General features: G+C 54.2%; 9 protein-coding genes, 1 tRNA gene and 2 rRNA genes. 2 read left to right on the top strand and 10 right to left on the bottom strand.

Annotation, left to right across the window (positions count from 1 at the left end):
• Positions 1-8: 8 nt before the first annotated feature.
• From ACMGGM_RS13215 to ACMGGM_RS13225, 3 genes are all read right to left on the bottom strand, one after another.
• Positions 9-2,913 (bottom strand): 23S ribosomal RNA (locus ACMGGM_RS13215).
• 192 nt (positions 2,914-3,105) lie between these two features.
• Positions 3,106-3,181: transfer RNA gene (locus ACMGGM_RS13220), tRNA-Glu, on the bottom strand.
• A gap of 85 nt (positions 3,182-3,266) precedes the next feature.
• A 16S ribosomal RNA gene (locus tag ACMGGM_RS13225) occupies positions 3,267-4,806 on the bottom strand.
• The 16S and 23S rRNA genes sit together here with 1 tRNA gene alongside, the layout of an rRNA operon.
• A 452-nt stretch (positions 4,807-5,258) precedes the next feature.
• Here ACMGGM_RS13225 and ACMGGM_RS13230 point away from each other — a divergent pair.
• Both ACMGGM_RS13230 and mdtD read left to right on the top strand, forming a co-directional pair.
• Positions 5,259-5,966: a FadR/GntR family transcriptional regulator gene (locus ACMGGM_RS13230; protein ID WP_014881867.1), complete on the top strand. Its 708-nt coding sequence runs from the start codon at positions 5,259-5,261 to the stop codon at positions 5,964-5,966.
• On the top strand, positions 5,963-7,396 hold the full coding sequence (gene mdtD, locus ACMGGM_RS13235) for a multidrug transporter subunit MdtD (protein ID WP_045134508.1): 1,434 nt from the start codon (positions 5,963-5,965) through the stop codon (positions 7,394-7,396). The genes ACMGGM_RS13230 and mdtD overlap by 4 nt, the downstream gene beginning before the upstream one ends.
• On the opposite strand, the gene rbsR is transcribed toward mdtD, so the two are convergent.
• From rbsR to kup, 7 genes are all read right to left on the bottom strand, one after another.
• Positions 7,362-8,354 (bottom strand): ribose operon transcriptional repressor RbsR, encoded by a 993-nt coding sequence (gene rbsR / locus ACMGGM_RS13240; protein WP_014881869.1) that lies wholly within the window; start codon positions 8,352-8,354, stop codon positions 7,362-7,364. The genes mdtD and rbsR overlap by 35 nt on opposite strands.
• Before the next feature lie 3 nt (positions 8,355-8,357).
• A complete protein-coding gene (gene rbsK, locus ACMGGM_RS13245; RefSeq protein ID WP_045134511.1) occupies positions 8,358-9,287 on the bottom strand; it encodes a ribokinase in 930 nt (309 codons plus the stop codon).
• Between the two features lie 106 nt (positions 9,288-9,393).
• Positions 9,394-10,284 carry a ribose ABC transporter substrate-binding protein RbsB gene (gene rbsB, locus ACMGGM_RS13250; RefSeq protein WP_014881871.1) on the bottom strand — a complete coding sequence of 297 codons (891 nt, stop codon included), beginning with the start codon at positions 10,282-10,284 and terminating at the stop codon, positions 9,394-9,396.
• 27 nt (positions 10,285-10,311) lie between these two features.
• On the bottom strand, positions 10,312-11,277 hold the full coding sequence (gene rbsC, locus ACMGGM_RS13255) for a ribose ABC transporter permease (RefSeq protein ID WP_014881872.1): 966 nt from the start codon (positions 11,275-11,277) through the stop codon (positions 10,312-10,314).
• 4 nt (positions 11,278-11,281) lie between these two features.
• Positions 11,282-12,787 (bottom strand): ribose ABC transporter ATP-binding protein RbsA, encoded by a 1,506-nt coding sequence (rbsA, locus tag ACMGGM_RS13260; RefSeq protein ID WP_023336493.1) that lies wholly within the window; start codon positions 12,785-12,787, stop codon positions 11,282-11,284.
• Between the two features lie 7 nt (positions 12,788-12,794).
• A complete protein-coding gene (rbsD, locus tag ACMGGM_RS13265) occupies positions 12,795-13,214 on the bottom strand; it encodes a D-ribose pyranase (RefSeq protein ID WP_014881874.1) in 420 nt (139 codons plus the stop codon).
• A gap of 226 nt (positions 13,215-13,440) precedes the next feature.
• Positions 13,441-15,309, bottom strand: coding sequence for a low affinity potassium transporter Kup (kup, locus tag ACMGGM_RS13270; RefSeq protein ID WP_014881875.1), 1,869 nt, complete (start codon positions 15,307-15,309; stop codon positions 13,441-13,443).
• Positions 15,310-15,439: the final 130 nt, after the last annotated feature.

Genomic DNA, 15,439 nt, shown 5'->3' on the forward strand with positions numbered 1-15,439 from the left:
GGCGTTGTAAGGTTAAGCCTCACGGTTCATTAGTATCGGTTAGCTCAACGCATCGCTGCGCTTACACACCCGACCTATCAACGTCATAGTCTTTAACGTTCCTTCAGGAGACTTATAGTCTCAGGGAGAACTCATCTCGGGGCAAGTTTCGTGCTTAGATGCTTTCAGCACTTATCTCTTCCGCATTTAGCTACCGGGCAGTGCCATTGGCATGACAACCCGAACACCAGTGATGCGTCCACTCCGGTCCTCTCGTACTAGGAGCAGCCCCCCTCAATTCTCCAGCGCCCACGGCAGATAGGGACCGAACTGTCTCACGACGTTCTAAACCCAGCTCGCGTACCACTTTAAATGGCGAACAGCCATACCCTTGGGACCTACTTCAGCCCCAGGATGTGATGAGCCGACATCGAGGTGCCAAACACCGCCGTCGATATGAACTCTTGGGCGGTATCAGCCTGTTATCCCCGGAGTACCTTTTATCCGTTGAGCGATGGCCCTTCCATTCAGAACCACCGGATCACTATGACCTGCTTTCGCACCTGCTCGAGCCGTCACTCTCGCAGTCAAGCTAGCTTATGCCATTGCACTAACCTCCTGATGTCCGACCAGGATTAGCTAACCTTCGTGCTCCTCCGTTACTCTTTGGGAGGAGACCGCCCCAGTCAAACTACCCACCAGACACTGTCCGCAACCCGGATCACGGGTCTACGTTAGAACACCAGCCATTAAAGGGTGGTATTTCAAGGTCGGCTCCACGCAGACTGGCGTCCACGCTTCAAAGCCTCCCACCTATCCTACACATCAAGGACCAGTGTTCAGTGTCAAGCTATAGTAAAGGTTCACGGGGTCTTTCCGTCTTGCCGCGGGTACACTGCATCTTCACAGCGAGTTCAATTTCACTGAGTCTCGGGTGGAGACAGCCTGGCCATCATTACGCCATTCGTGCAGGTCGGAACTTACCCGACAAGGAATTTCGCTACCTTAGGACCGTTATAGTTACGGCCGCCGTTTACCGGGGCTTCGATCAAGAGCTTCGCGTTGCCGCTAACCCCATCAATTAACCTTCCGGCACCGGGCAGGCGTCACACCGTATACGTCCACTTTCGTGTTTGCACAGTGCTGTGTTTTTAATAAACAGTTGCAGCCAGCTGGTATCTTCGACTGATTTCAGCTCCACCCGCAGGGGCTTCACCTACATATCAGCGTGCCTTCTCCCGAAGTTACGGCACCATTTTGCCTAGTTCCTTCACCCGAGTTCTCTCAAGCGCCTTGGTATTCTCTACCTGACCACCTGTGTCGGTTTGGGGTACGATTTCGTGTTACCTGATGCTTAGAGGCTTTTCCTGGAAGCAGGGCATTTGTTACTTCAGCACCGTAGTGCCTCGTCATCACACCTCAGCGTTAAAAGGTACCGGATTTACCTGGAACCTCCGCCTACATGCTTAAACCGGGACAACCGTCGCCCGGCTAACATAGCCTTCTCCGTCCCCCCTTCGCAGTAACACCAAGTACAGGAATATTAACCTGTTTCCCATCGACTACGCCTTTCGGCCTCGCCTTAGGGGTCGACTCACCCTGCCCCGATTAACGTTGGACAGGAACCCTTGGTCTTCCGGCGAGCGGGCTTTTCACCCGCTTTATCGTTACTTATGTCAGCATTCGCACTTCTGATACCTCCAGCAACCCTCACAGGCCACCTTCAACGGCTTACAGAACGCTCCCCTACCCAACAACGCATAAGCGTCGCTGCCGCAGCTTCGGTGCATGGTTTAGCCCCGTTACATCTTCCGCGCAGGCCGACTCGACCAGTGAGCTATTACGCTTTCTTTAAATGATGGCTGCTTCTAAGCCAACATCCTGGCTGTCTGTGCCTTCCCACATCGTTTCCCACTTAACCATGACTTTGGGACCTTAGCTGGCGGTCTGGGTTGTTTCCCTCTTCACGACGGACGTTAGCACCCGCCGTGTGTCTCCCGTGATAACATTCTTCGGTATTCGTAGTTTGCATCGGGTTGGTAAGCCGGGATGGCCCCCTAGCCGAAACAGTGCTCTACCCCCGAAGATGAGTTCACGAGGCGCTACCTAAATAGCTTTCGGGGAGAACCAGCTATCTCCCGGTTTGATTGGCCTTTCACCCCCAGCCACAGGTCATCCGCTAATTTTTCAACATTAGTCGGTTCGGTCCTCCAGTTAGTGTTACCCAACCTTCAACCTGCCCATGGCTAGATCACCGGGTTTCGGGTCTATACCCTGCAACTTAACGCCCAGTTAAGACTCGGTTTCCCTTCGGCTCCCCTATACGGTTAACCTTGCTACAGAATATAAGTCGCTGACCCATTATACAAAAGGTACGCAGTCACCTAACAAGTAGGCTCCCACTGCTTGTACGTACACGGTTTCAGGTTCTTTTTCACTCCCCTCGCCGGGGTTCTTTTCGCCTTTCCCTCACGGTACTGGTTCACTATCGGTCAGTCAGGAGTATTTAGCCTTGGAGGATGGTCCCCCCATATTCAGACAGGATACCACGTGTCCCGCCCTACTCTTCGAGTTCACAGCCTGTGCATTTTCGTGTACGGGACTATCACCCTGTACCGTCGGACTTTCCAGACCGTTCCACTAACACACAAGCTGATTCAGACTCCGGGCTGCTCCCCGTTCGCTCGCCGCTACTGGGGGAATCTCGGTTGATTTCTTTTCCTCGGGGTACTTAGATGTTTCAGTTCCCCCGGTTCGCCTCGTTAACCTATGTATTCAGTTAACGATAGTGTGACGAATCACACTGGGTTTCCCCATTCGGACATCGCCGGGTCAAAGGTTCATATCACCTCGCCGGCGCTTTTCGCAGATTAGCACGTCCTTCATCGCCTCTGACTGCCAGGGCATCCACCGTGTACGCTTAGTCGCTTAACCTCACAACCCGAAGATGTTTCTTTCGATTCATCATCGGTTTGCGAAAATTTGAGAGACTCGAACACACATAACATGTGTGTCGTTTCAATTTTCAGCTTGATCCAGATTTTTAAAGAGCAAATATCTCAAACATGACTCGCAAGTCAGTTTTGAGATATGACGGCAGGTGACTTTCACTCACGAACCAGCAAGTGGCGTCCCCTAGGGGATTCGAACCCCTGTTACCGCCGTGAAAGGGCGGTGTCCTGGGCCTCTAGACGAAGGGGACACTGAAGTCTCAATCGCAAGACGCCTTGCTATTTACTTTTCATCAGACAATCTGTGTGAGCACTACAAAGGCAGGTTCTTTAAGGTAAGGAGGTGATCCAACCGCAGGTTCCCCTACGGTTACCTTGTTACGACTTCACCCCAGTCATGAATCACAAAGTGGTAAGCGCCCTCCCGAAGGTTAAGCTACCTACTTCTTTTGCAACCCACTCCCATGGTGTGACGGGCGGTGTGTACAAGGCCCGGGAACGTATTCACCGTAGCATTCTGATCTACGATTACTAGCGATTCCGACTTCATGGAGTCGAGTTGCAGACTCCAATCCGGACTACGACGCACTTTATGAGGTCCGCTTGCTCTCGCGAGGTCGCTTCTCTTTGTATGCGCCATTGTAGCACGTGTGTAGCCCTACTCGTAAGGGCCATGATGACTTGACGTCATCCCCACCTTCCTCCAGTTTATCACTGGCAGTCTCCTTTGAGTTCCCGGCCTAACCGCTGGCAACAAAGGATAAGGGTTGCGCTCGTTGCGGGACTTAACCCAACATTTCACAACACGAGCTGACGACAGCCATGCAGCACCTGTCTCAGAGTTCCCGAAGGCACCAATCCATCTCTGGAAAGTTCTCTGGATGTCAAGAGTAGGTAAGGTTCTTCGCGTTGCATCGAATTAAACCACATGCTCCACCGCTTGTGCGGGCCCCCGTCAATTCATTTGAGTTTTAACCTTGCGGCCGTACTCCCCAGGCGGTCGACTTAACGCGTTAGCTCCGGAAGCCACGCCTCAAGGGCACAACCTCCAAGTCGACATCGTTTACGGCGTGGACTACCAGGGTATCTAATCCTGTTTGCTCCCCACGCTTTCGCACCTGAGCGTCAGTCTTTGTCCAGGGGGCCGCCTTCGCCACCGGTATTCCTCCAGATCTCTACGCATTTCACCGCTACACCTGGAATTCTACCCCCCTCTACAAGACTCTAGCCTGCCAGTTTCGAATGCAGTTCCCAGGTTGAGCCCGGGGATTTCACATCCGACTTGACAGACCGCCTGCGTGCGCTTTACGCCCAGTAATTCCGATTAACGCTTGCACCCTCCGTATTACCGCGGCTGCTGGCACGGAGTTAGCCGGTGCTTCTTCTGCGGGTAACGTCAATTGCTGCGGTTATTAACCACAACACCTTCCTCCCCGCTGAAAGTACTTTACAACCCGAAGGCCTTCTTCATACACGCGGCATGGCTGCATCAGGCTTGCGCCCATTGTGCAATATTCCCCACTGCTGCCTCCCGTAGGAGTCTGGACCGTGTCTCAGTTCCAGTGTGGCTGGTCATCCTCTCAGACCAGCTAGGGATCGTCGCCTAGGTGAGCCGTTACCCCACCTACTAGCTAATCCCATCTGGGCACATCTGATGGCAAGAGGCCCGAAGGTCCCCCTCTTTGGTCTTGCGACGTTATGCGGTATTAGCTACCGTTTCCAGTAGTTATCCCCCTCCATCAGGCAGTTTCCCAGACATTACTCACCCGTCCGCCACTCGTCACCCGAGAGCAAGCTCTCTGTGCTACCGTTCGACTTGCATGTGTTAGGCCTGCCGCCAGCGTTCAATCTGAGCCATGATCAAACTCTTCAATTTAAGTTTGATGCTCGTGAATTAAACTTCGTAATGAATTACGTATGTTCACTCAGAGACTTGGTATTCATTTTTCGTCTTGCGACGTTAAGAATCCATGTCACTTTGAGTGCCCACACAGATTGTCTGATAAATTGTTAAAGAGCAGTGCCGCTTCGTTTTCGCTGCGGCGCGGGGTGTGCATATTACGCTTTCCCGCTTCAGAGTCAAGCGTTTATTTTGCTTTTCTCTGCTGACCCGGCGGCGTGTGTGCCGTTGTTCCGTGTCAGTGGAGGCGCATTATAGGGAGTTATTTCACAGTGACAAGAGGAAATTTAAAAAAAGTTTCCGTCCGTGTTTTTTTTCACCAATAGCGGTGAAATCAAGCTACAAATTGTTCTATTTGATGTATCTACAACCACAATCACATTCGAGGTGGCATAATTATCAGCATGAAACATTAAGGAATAAACGCGATGCCATTAAGCGCACAACAGCTGGCCGCCCAAAAAAACCTCTCCTATGTGCTGGCAGAAAAGCTGGCGCAGCGGATTTTAGCGGGAAAATATGCCCCGGGCAGCATCCTGCCGGGTGAAATGGAGTTGGGCGAGCAGTTTGGGGTGAGCCGTACCGCCGTTCGTGAAGCGGTGAAAACCCTGACGGCAAAAGGGATGGTTCTCCCGCGCCCGCGCATTGGTACGCGCGTGATGCCGCAGAGTAACTGGAATTTTCTCGATCAGGAGCTGCTCTCCTGGTGGATGACCGAAGATAACTTTCATCAGGTGGTCGATCACTTCCTCGTGATGCGTAGCAGCCTTGAACCCCAGGCCTGCCTGCTTGCCGCCACGCTCGGAACAGCAGAGCAGAAAGCGCAACTTAACGCGTTGATGGAAGAAATGGTATTCCTGAAAAAACACTTCAACCGGGAACGCTGGGTTGAGGTCGATATGGCCTGGCATGAACATATCTATATGATGAGCGCCAATCCCTTCCTGACCTCCTTTGCCTCGTTATTCCATTCGGTGTACCACACCTACTTTTCCTCTATTACACAAGACGAAGTGGTAAAGCTGGATTTGCATCAGGCGATAGTGGATGCCATTCAGGAGAGCGACGGGCAGCGAGCCCTGAGTGCGTGCCAGGCATTGCTGGCCGCGCCAACCCACCAGCAGGTAGATAAATGACAAAGAAAAAAGCGCGCAGCATGGCCGGATTGCCGTGGATTGCAGCCATGGCGTTCTTTATGCAGGCACTGGATGCCACCATCCTCAACACAGCGCTTCCCGCCATTGCACAAAGCCTCAACCGCTCCCCGCTGGCAATGCAATCCGCCATCATCAGCTATACCCTGACGGTGGCGATGCTGATCCCGGTAAGCGGCTGGCTGGCTGACCGCTTCGGTACCCGCAGAGTTTTCATGCTGGCCGTAACGCTCTTTACCCTGGGTTCGCTGGCCTGCGCGCTCTCCACATCCTTAACAGAGCTGGTTATCTTCCGCGTGTTACAGGGCATTGGCGGCGCGATGATGATGCCCGTGGCGCGCCTGGCATTGCTGCGTGCCTACCCACGCAGCGAGCTGCTTCCCGTGCTCAACTTCGTCACCATGCCGGGCCTCGTCGGCCCGATACTGGGCCCGGTACTCGGCGGCGTGTTTGTGACCTGGGCAAGCTGGCACTGGATCTTCCTGATTAATATCCCGATTGGTGTGGCAGGGCTGTTCTACGCTCGCAAATATATGCCCAACTTCACCACGCCAAGACGCAGCTTCGATATGGGCGGATTTTTCCTGTTTGGTCTGAGCCTGGTGCTGTTCTCCAGCGGGATGGAGCTGTTTGGTGAGAAAATCGTTGAAACGTGGCTGGCACTGGCCGTCATCCTCAGCGGTATTCTGCTTTTCCTTCTTTATATACGTCATGCGCGTCGCCACCCGACACCGCTTATCTCTTTATCGCTGTTTAACACCCGGACCTTCTCCGTCGGGATTGCAGGAAACATAGCTTCACGCCTGGGGACAGGATGCGTACCGTTCCTGATGCCATTGATGTTGCAGGTAGGTTTTGGCTATCCGGCCCTGATTGCCGGCTGCATGATGGCGCCCACGGCAATGGGTTCAATTCTGGCAAAATCAACCGTTACGCAGGTACTGCGCTGGTTTGGCTATCGTAAGACGCTGGTTGGCGTGACGATCTTTATCGGCCTGATGATTGCGCAATTCTCTCTGCAATCCGCCTCTCTTCCCGTCTGGATGCTGATCCTGCCGTTGTTTGTGCTGGGCATGGCAATGTCGACGCAATTTACGTCGATGAACACCATTACCCTTGCCGATCTGACTGACGACAATGCCAGTAGCGGCAACAGCGTGCTGGCGGTAACGCAGCAGCTGTCGATCAGTTTAGGGGTGGCGGTAAGTGCAGCAGTGCTGCGCTTTTATGAGGGTTTTGACAGCGCGAATACCGTTGAGCAGTTCCACTATACCTTTATTACGATGGGCGCACTCACGGTGGTATCGGCGCTGGTCTTTATGCTGTTAAAACCGAAAGACGGCCGAAACCTGATCAAAGAGCGCCACAAAGCAAAGGCTAAACCGAACCCCGTTCCATCAGAACAGGAGTAAGCTGCAGACGTTGCTGTTGCAGCGTGGGCTGCGCCATTCGGTGGATCAACACATCAATGGCCAGCTCACCCAGTTCATCTTTCGGCTGATGAATGGTGGTCAGCGGCGGCGTCATGTAGCGCGCCAGTTCGATATCATCGTAGCCAATGATCGCCATATCGTCCGGAACGCGTAACCCCGCCTGATACAACGCCTGATAAGCACCAAATGCCATCGCATCGTTACCGATAAATACCGCCTGCGGACGCGGCTCTTGCATCAGCAATGTCTGCATCGCCTCAAAGCCGCCGTTAAATTCGAAATCACCGGTGATCCGGTAGCCGTCAGGGATGGCAAGACCCGCGCGTTCCATCGCCGAGAGATAACCTTCCAGACGCAAGCGCGCCGGGGTTTTATCCAGCGGGCCGGTAATGCAGGCGATGCGGGTATGACCTTTATCGATCAGATGCTGAGTTGCCATGTCGCCGCCCAGCAGGGAATTATCCTGAATCAGATCGCTGGTCCCATCGAACGGCGCCCAGTCCATCATCACCGTAGGAATTGAAGGGTAGCGCTGGATAATCTCTTTCGACGGTTGATGGGTTTCGGTACAGAGCAGCAATAACCCGTCGACGCGTTTTTGCATCAGCGTTTCCAGGTTACGGTTCATGCGCTGTTCATCACCCTCGGTATTGCACAGCACCAGACTGTAGCCACGCTCGAAGCAGCTGCGCTCTACGCCGCGAACAAGTTCAGAATAAAAAGGGTTGGTACTGGCGGTGATCAGCATACCGATGGTGCGCGTCTGGTTAAGCTTAAGGCTGCGCGCCAGCGCCGACGGCGCATAGTTGAGATCTTTTACTGCGGCTTCGACTTTCTCCCGAATCGCCTCGCTAACGAAACGATCGTTATTAATAACGTGAGAGACAGTCGAAGTAGAAACGCCCGCCATGCGGGCGACATCTTTCATCGTAGCCAAGCGTTACCCCTGCTGACTTAAGAATTCATCGATCTCTTTGCGCCACGGTACGGAAGGCTGTGCCCCTTTACGCGTCACCGCAATTGCGGCGGCGGCATGCGCAAAGCGGATCGCATCATCCATCACTTTGCCTTCCAGCAGCGCCGTCACCAGCGCACCGTTGAAGGTATCGCCTGCGGCAATCGTATCAATGGCTTTAACCCTGAAGCCCGGCACGCGACGCCCTTCGCCGTTTACGCTTGCCCACACCCCACGGCTGCCAAGAGTAATGATAACGGTCCCGATGCCCTTTTCATGCAACACTTTCGCCGCACGCGCGGCATTATCATCATTTTCAACACGAATGCCCGTCAGCTTTTCCGCTTCGGTTTCGTTTGGCGTAATGATGTCCACCAGCGCCAACAACTCGTCTGATAATACACGGGCTGGAGCAGGGTTAAGTACGACAGTGGTATGGTTTTCATGCGCAATTTTGGCGGCGGCCAGCACGCTTTCAACCGGTGACTCCAGCTGCATCAGCAGGGCTTCGGCTCCACCGATGAGTGCTCGTTGCGCTTCTACGCGCGCCGTCGTCAGCGCAGCGTTAGCACCCGCATGAATACCGATGACATTCTCACCTTCAGCGTTGACGAAAATCAGCGCCACGCCGGTAGACTCCCCCGCAACAACGCTGACCGGCGCGATATCAATATTATCGCTGGCCAGCTGTTTACGTACGCGCTCACCGGTATCGTCATCACCCGTGCAGGCGATAAACGCAATATTCGCCCCACTGCGTCCGGCGGCGACGGCCTGGTTTGCGCCCTTACCGCCAAATGCTACCTGGTACTGATTACCCGTGACGGTTTCGCCCGGTGCAGGGAATAATTCAAGGTTAAGAATGTGATCGGCATTGATACTGCCAAGGACGACGAGGTTACCTGCGGTTTTCATGGTTGGATTGTCCATCTGAGAGCGCCACCGGTGTTAACCGGTGGCGTATGCCACACTTTTCTTTATTGGTGTCCCTCAGGCAGCCAGCGACTGCCTGATTCGCCTTTTACTGCTTGATGACCAGCTTCAGGTCAACAGGGTATTTGGCCTGAACTTTTTCGCCCTTCAGCACTTTGTCGGCAGTTTGTACGCCAGTCGCGCCAATCTGCTCAGGCAGCTGAGCGATGGTCGCAGCCAGTTTGCCATCATTTACCGCTTTTTCACCATCCGGCGTACCGTCAAATCCGACAACCATCACATCAGATTTACCTGCAGTCTGCAGGGCACGCAGCGCACCCAGCGCCATCTCATCGTTCTGTGCAAACACAGCCTGCACGTCAGGATGTGCGGTCAGCAGGTTCTGCATAACGTTCAGACCTTTAGTACGGTCGAAGTCTGCTGGCTGGCTCGCCAGGACGTTGAATTTGTGTGCAGCAACAGCTTGCTGGAAGCCTTCGCCACGCTCACGCGCTGCGGACGTCCCGGCAATCCCCTGCAGTTCGATGACTTTGGCGCCTTCACCGGCTTTCTTCGCAATGTAATCACCGGCGATTTTACCGCCCAGCACGTTATCAGACGCGATGTGGCTGACTACATCGCCTTTGTTCGCCTGACGGTCCAGCGTGATCACCGGAATTTTCGCCTGGTTTGCCATTTTAACGGCGTTACCTACGGCGTCAGAATCGGTTGGGTTGATCAGCAGGATTTTGGTGCCACGAACGGTTAAGTCCTGAACGTTCGCCAGCTCTTTCGCCGGGTTGTTCTGAGAATCCAGCACGACCAGGTTGTAACCCAGCTTGTCAGCTTCTTTCTGCGCACCATCCTTCAGGGAGACGAAGAACGGGTTGTTAAGGGTAGAGACAACCAGCGCGATGGTGTCTTTCGCCATGGCGTTAGCACTTACGGTTGCGCTCAGCGCGACAGCGGAAACCAGAGTAGCCAGTTTTTTCATGTTCATATCTAAGATGTCCTGTAGTGTCGTCAGTTACTGTTTTTTGTTGTCTACCAGTACCGCCAGCAAAATCACCACTGCCTTAACGATCATCTGGTAATAGGAGGAAACACCTAACAAATTCAAACCATTATTCAGGAAACCGAGGATCAGTGCGCCGATCAATGTCCCAACAATGCGACCTTTACCGCCCGCCAGACTCGTACCGCCCAGAACCACCGCCGCGATGGCATCCAGTTCATAGCCCGTACCCGCCGTTGGCTGCGCAGAAGAAAGACGCGCCACTTCGATGATGCCCGCCAGAGAGGCCAGCAGGCCGCACAGGGAGTAAACGATAATTTTGACTTTATTGACGCTAATACCGGACAGACGCGTTGCCGCTTCGTTACCGCCCAGCGCATAAATGTAACGACCCAGACGAGTGTGATGCAGCATGTACCACGCCGCCAGGAAGACGATAGCCATGATCCAGACCGGCGTCGGGACGCCCAGCGGACGGCCAATACCGAACCAGCCAAACAGATCGGCATTATCCGTAAACCCGGTATTGACCGGGCTACCGTTGGTGTAGACCATGGTCACACCGCGCAGCAGCAGCATCATTACCAGCGTGGCGATAAACGCCTGAACACGCCCTTTTGCCACGATTACGCCGGTTACAGCGCCAATCGCCGCGCCTGCTGCCAGTGCAGCGGCAACCGCCACCAGCGCGTTGACTTCAATCCCGACAAGCGAAGCGGCGATCGCACCGGTGAGCGCCAGCAGGGAACCGACGGACAGATCGATACCCGAGGTCAAAATCACCAGCGTCATCCCGACCGCCATAATGGCGTTCACAGACGTCTGCTGCAGAATGTTGAAGAGGTTATTAACGGTGAAGAAATTCGGGCTCATGGTCGACACAATCGCGATCAGCACCAGCAGGGCAATCAGCGATTTTTGTTCCATCAGCCATGCCTTTGTGAAATAGCGGCGACCAGAAACAGCCTGGGTAGTCATCTTCTTACTCCTGATTCACGCGATTAAGCTTGCCCACAGCGGCAGCCATCAGAACTTCCTGGGTGGCCTGCTCGCGAGTGAATTCACCGCCGAGATGCCCTTCATGCATGACGATAATGCGATCGCTCATGCCTAATACTTCTGGCATCTCGGAAGAGACCAGAATGATGCTCAGCCCGTCGGCCTTGAACTGGTTAATCAGCTGATAGATCTCTTTCTTTGCGCCCACGTCTACGCCGCGGGTTGGCTCGTCGAGGATCAAGACTTTCGGGCGCGTCATCAGCCCGCGGGCAATCGCCACTTTCTGCTGATTACCACCGGACAACAGGCCAATCGCCTGCTCCATTGACGGCGTTTTGACGTTAAAAAGACGGATAAAATCACTGACCGCCTGCTGCTCGTCTTTATGCTTAAGGCTGCCGCCGCTGCGGCTGAAATAGCGCAGCGCGGTAAGCGACATGTTCTCTTTTACCGACATGCCCAGCACTAAACCGTCGCGCTTGCGGTCTTCAGAGATATAGACGATACCGTTCGCCAGTCCATCCTGCGGAGAGCGCGTCACCACTTCATGACCGTCGAGGGTGACATAACCGCTGGTGCGCGGCAGTGCGCCGTAGAGCACTTTCATCAGTTCGGTACGTCCCGCGCCCATCAGACCCGCGACACCGAGGATCTCACCCTGGCGCAGGGTAAAGGTCACATCGTGAACGCCCGGACCGCAGAGGTTATCCACCTTCAGGCGGATCTCACCCGGTGCTTTATCCAGACGCGGATACTGATCTTCCAGCTTACGTCCCACCATCATTTCGATGAGCGTATCTTCGGTCAGCGTCGCCACTTCGCGCTCGGCAATAAACTGCCCGTCGCGGAAGACGGTGACGTCATCGCAAATCTCGAAGATCTCTTTCATGCGGTGAGAAATATAGACAATCCCACGTCCCTGCGATTTCAGCTCGCGGATCACGCGGAACAGGGATTCGGTTTCGGTATCAGTCAGAGCGTCGGTCGGCTCATCCATGATGATGACTTTGGATTCAAAGCTCAGCACCTTCGCGATTTCCACCATCTGCTGATCGCCGATGGAGAGCTCGCCTACCAGACGGTCGCTCTTAAAGCGCAGGTTCAGCTTCGCGAGCAGCTTGTCCGCTTCGGCGTACATGGTTTTCCAGTCGATTTTGCCAAACCGGTTCACAAACTCACGGCCGAGGAAGATGTTCTCCGCAATGGTGAGCTGCGGGATCAGGTTTAGCTCCTGGTGGATGATACCGATACCCGCTTCCTGAGAAGATTTCGGGCCGTTAAAGGTGGTCTCTTTACCCAGCCAGAGCAGCGAACCGGCATCACGCTGGTAGATCCCGGTCAGCACTTTCATCATGGTGGATTTGCCCGCACCGTTTTCGCCCACCAGCGCCATCACGCGACCGGAGTAGACATTCAGCGCCGCACCGGAGAGGGCTTTTACGCCCGGGAACGATTTATCGATCCCCTTGAGTTGCAGTAATGCGTCCATGATGGCCTCAGAAGGTGACGCCAGCACAGAGAATGATATTCGCATACGGGGAACACTCCCCGCTGCGAATCACCGCCTGACTGTCTGCGGTTTGTTGTTTGAACTGCTCGTGCGTTGTGTAACGAATTTCTATGGTGTTTCCCTGGTGTTGCTGCAGTTGCTCAATAAACTTAAGCAACGTTTCGTGGAGTTGCGGATTATGTTGTTTGATTTCCGCCGCGAGAATGGCCGCCTCAACCTGCATCTCCGACGTCACCACATCCAGTACCTGCATAAACGAAGGAACTCCCTGCGTTAACGCCATATCAATACGGGTTGTGCTGCGCGGAACCGGTAAGCCTGCATCGCAAACCACCAGCGTATCGGTATGACCAAGACGGGAAATGACCGATGAGATTTCTGAGTTGAGAACTGTGCCTTTCTTCATTTTCTGCTCCACTAGCGAAACGTTTCGCTAAAAAGAGTGTAGCCGCAAGAGTGTTCAGAAAACCATCATGGCGTAACAGATTTGTGATCAACGTCGAAACGTTTCGCTAAGTGAAATAGAGGGGGAGGTAAATGCAAAACGGTAACCGTCAGGTTACCGTTTTTTATGTTTGCGCCCTCTCCCTGTGGGAGAGGGGCGGGGTGAGGGCATCAGCCCGCAGAAGGACTTAAATCTCGACCTGCGTTCCCAGCTCAATCACGCGGTTAGGCGGGATCTCAAACTGGTCAGGCGCACGCAGGGCGTTACGCTGCAGGATAAGATAAAGCTTACCGCGCAGGCGCAAATACCAGGGACGCTTGCCGATAATCAGCGACTCGTGCGACATAAAGAACGACGTCTCCATCATCCGGCAACTTAACCCTTCAAGACCGCAGCGGTGGAACACCTCTTCGACATTTGGCGTTTCGCGCCAGCCGTAACTCGCCACCACGCGCCAGAATGTCGGGGACAGCTGCTCGATTTGCACGCGACGCACGTTGTGAACGTACGGCGCATCTTCGGTACGCAACGTCAGCAGGATCACGCGCTCGTGCAGAACCTTGTTGTGCTTGAGGTTATGCATCAGCGCGAACGGGATGACGTTCAGGGCACGAGACATATACACCGCCGTTCCCGGCACGCGCACCGGCGGGGATTTCTCCAGGGAAGCGATCATCGCCTCCAGAGAGTTACCGTGCTCATGCATACGACGCAGCAGACGGAAGCGCTCGCTCTTCCACGTGGTCATCACGATGAACATCACCAGACCCAGCGTCAGCGGCAGCCAGCCGCCGGAGACAATCTTGTCGAGGTTCGCAGAGAACAACGGTACGTCGATGCACAGGAAGCCCACCAGAATCATTGCCACAAGGAATTTATTCCAGTGCCAGTTTCGGTACGCCACGGTGGTGGAAAGAAGCGATGTCAGCACCATCGTACCGGTTACCGCAATACCGTACGCCGCCGCCAGGTTACTGGAGTGCTCAAAGCTCACGATAACAATCACAACCGCGAAATAGAGCAGCCAGTTAACGAACGGAATGTAGATCTGACCCGACTCCATCTCAGAAGTATGGATGATGCGCATTGGCGAGAGATACCCCAGACGCACGGCCTGGCGCGTCAGAGAGAACACCCCCGAAATCACCGCCTGAGAAGCAATGACGGTCGCCAGCGTCGCCAGAATCAGCATCGGTACCAGCGCCCAGTCAGGCGCCAGCAGGAAGAACGGGTTCTTAATCGCTTCCGGGTTCTTGAGCAGCAGCGCGCCCTGACCGAAGTAGTTCAGCACCAGCGACGGCAGCACCACAATAAACCATGCCACGCGGATAGGCAGTTTCCCGAAGTGCCCCATATCGGCATACAACGCCTCAACGCCAGTGATGGAGAGCACGACCGCGCCAAGCGCCACGAAGGAAACAACTTTATATTCGAGGAAGAAATGCACGGCCCAGTAAGGATTCAGGGCATGCAGCACTTCAGGGTTAGCAATAATGCTGCGCAAACCGAGGGCCGCGAGGATCAGGAACCAGGCCAGCATAATCGGCGCAAACAGTTTACCCACCAGCCCGGTACCGTGCTTCTGGATCGCAAACAGCAGCGTTAATACGATTATCGCCAGCGGAACCACCCACGTATCGAGCTGTGGCGCAATAATCTCCAGGCCCTCTATCGCCGAGAGGACCGAAATGGCGGGTGTGATAACCACCTCTCCGTAGAAGAAACTGCCGCCGATCAGGCCGATAATCACCAGCACGGACGTCATTCTGGCGGAGGTGTTGCGCCCGGCAAGGGACATGAGGGTCAGGATCCCGCCTTCGCCAGCGTTATCTGCACGCATAACGAAGGAGAGATATTTAACAGAAACAACCAGGATCAGCAGCCAGAAGATGAGTGACAAGAAGCCAAACACGGCATCACGCTCAACACCAAAGCCAAACTGGCCGGACAGACATTCACGAAGCGTATAAAGCGGGCTGGTACCGATATCACCGTAGACAACCCCGATCGCAGCAAGCGTTATTGCGGGTAATGATTGCTTATTATCAGTGCTCATAGACTAGTCTTTTCGTTTAAATAACAAATGTGTTCCCGGTCCCTTGGCCCACAAAAAGCGCACAGTATGCACGATTCGTTGCAAAATCGAACCCCTAAATGCAACCGCATTAATGTAGCGCAAAGAAAAT

Origin of the sequence: Enterobacter sp. BNK-14 (genome assembly GCF_047456095.1) — a bacterium.
GTDB classification, from domain to species: domain Bacteria; phylum Pseudomonadota; class Gammaproteobacteria; order Enterobacterales; family Enterobacteriaceae; genus Enterobacter; species Enterobacter kobei.

What these genes read in the sequence shown, in the direction of transcription:
- rbsD (WP_014881874.1), bottom strand. Translation starts at nt 13,214, where the DNA reads ATGAAGAAAGGCACAGTTCTCAACTCAGAAATCTCATCGGTCATTTCC.
- rbsC (WP_014881872.1), bottom strand. Translation starts at nt 11,277, where the DNA reads ATGACTACCCAGGCTGTTTCTGGTCGCCGCTATTTCACAAAGGCATGG.
- kup (WP_014881875.1), bottom strand. Translation starts at nt 15,309, where the DNA reads ATGAGCACTGATAATAAGCAATCATTACCCGCAATAACGCTTGCTGCG.
- mdtD (WP_045134508.1), top strand. Translation starts at nt 5,963, where the DNA reads ATGACAAAGAAAAAAGCGCGCAGCATGGCCGGATTGCCGTGGATTGCA.
- rbsK (WP_045134511.1), bottom strand. Translation starts at nt 9,287, where the DNA reads ATGAAAACCGCAGGTAACCTCGTCGTCCTTGGCAGTATCAATGCCGAT.
- rbsB (WP_014881871.1), bottom strand. Translation starts at nt 10,284, where the DNA reads ATGAACATGAAAAAACTGGCTACTCTGGTTTCCGCTGTCGCGCTGAGC.
- ACMGGM_RS13230 (WP_014881867.1), top strand. Translation starts at nt 5,259, where the DNA reads ATGCCATTAAGCGCACAACAGCTGGCCGCCCAAAAAAACCTCTCCTAT.
- rbsA (WP_023336493.1), bottom strand. Translation starts at nt 12,787, where the DNA reads ATGGACGCATTACTGCAACTCAAGGGGATCGATAAATCGTTCCCGGGC.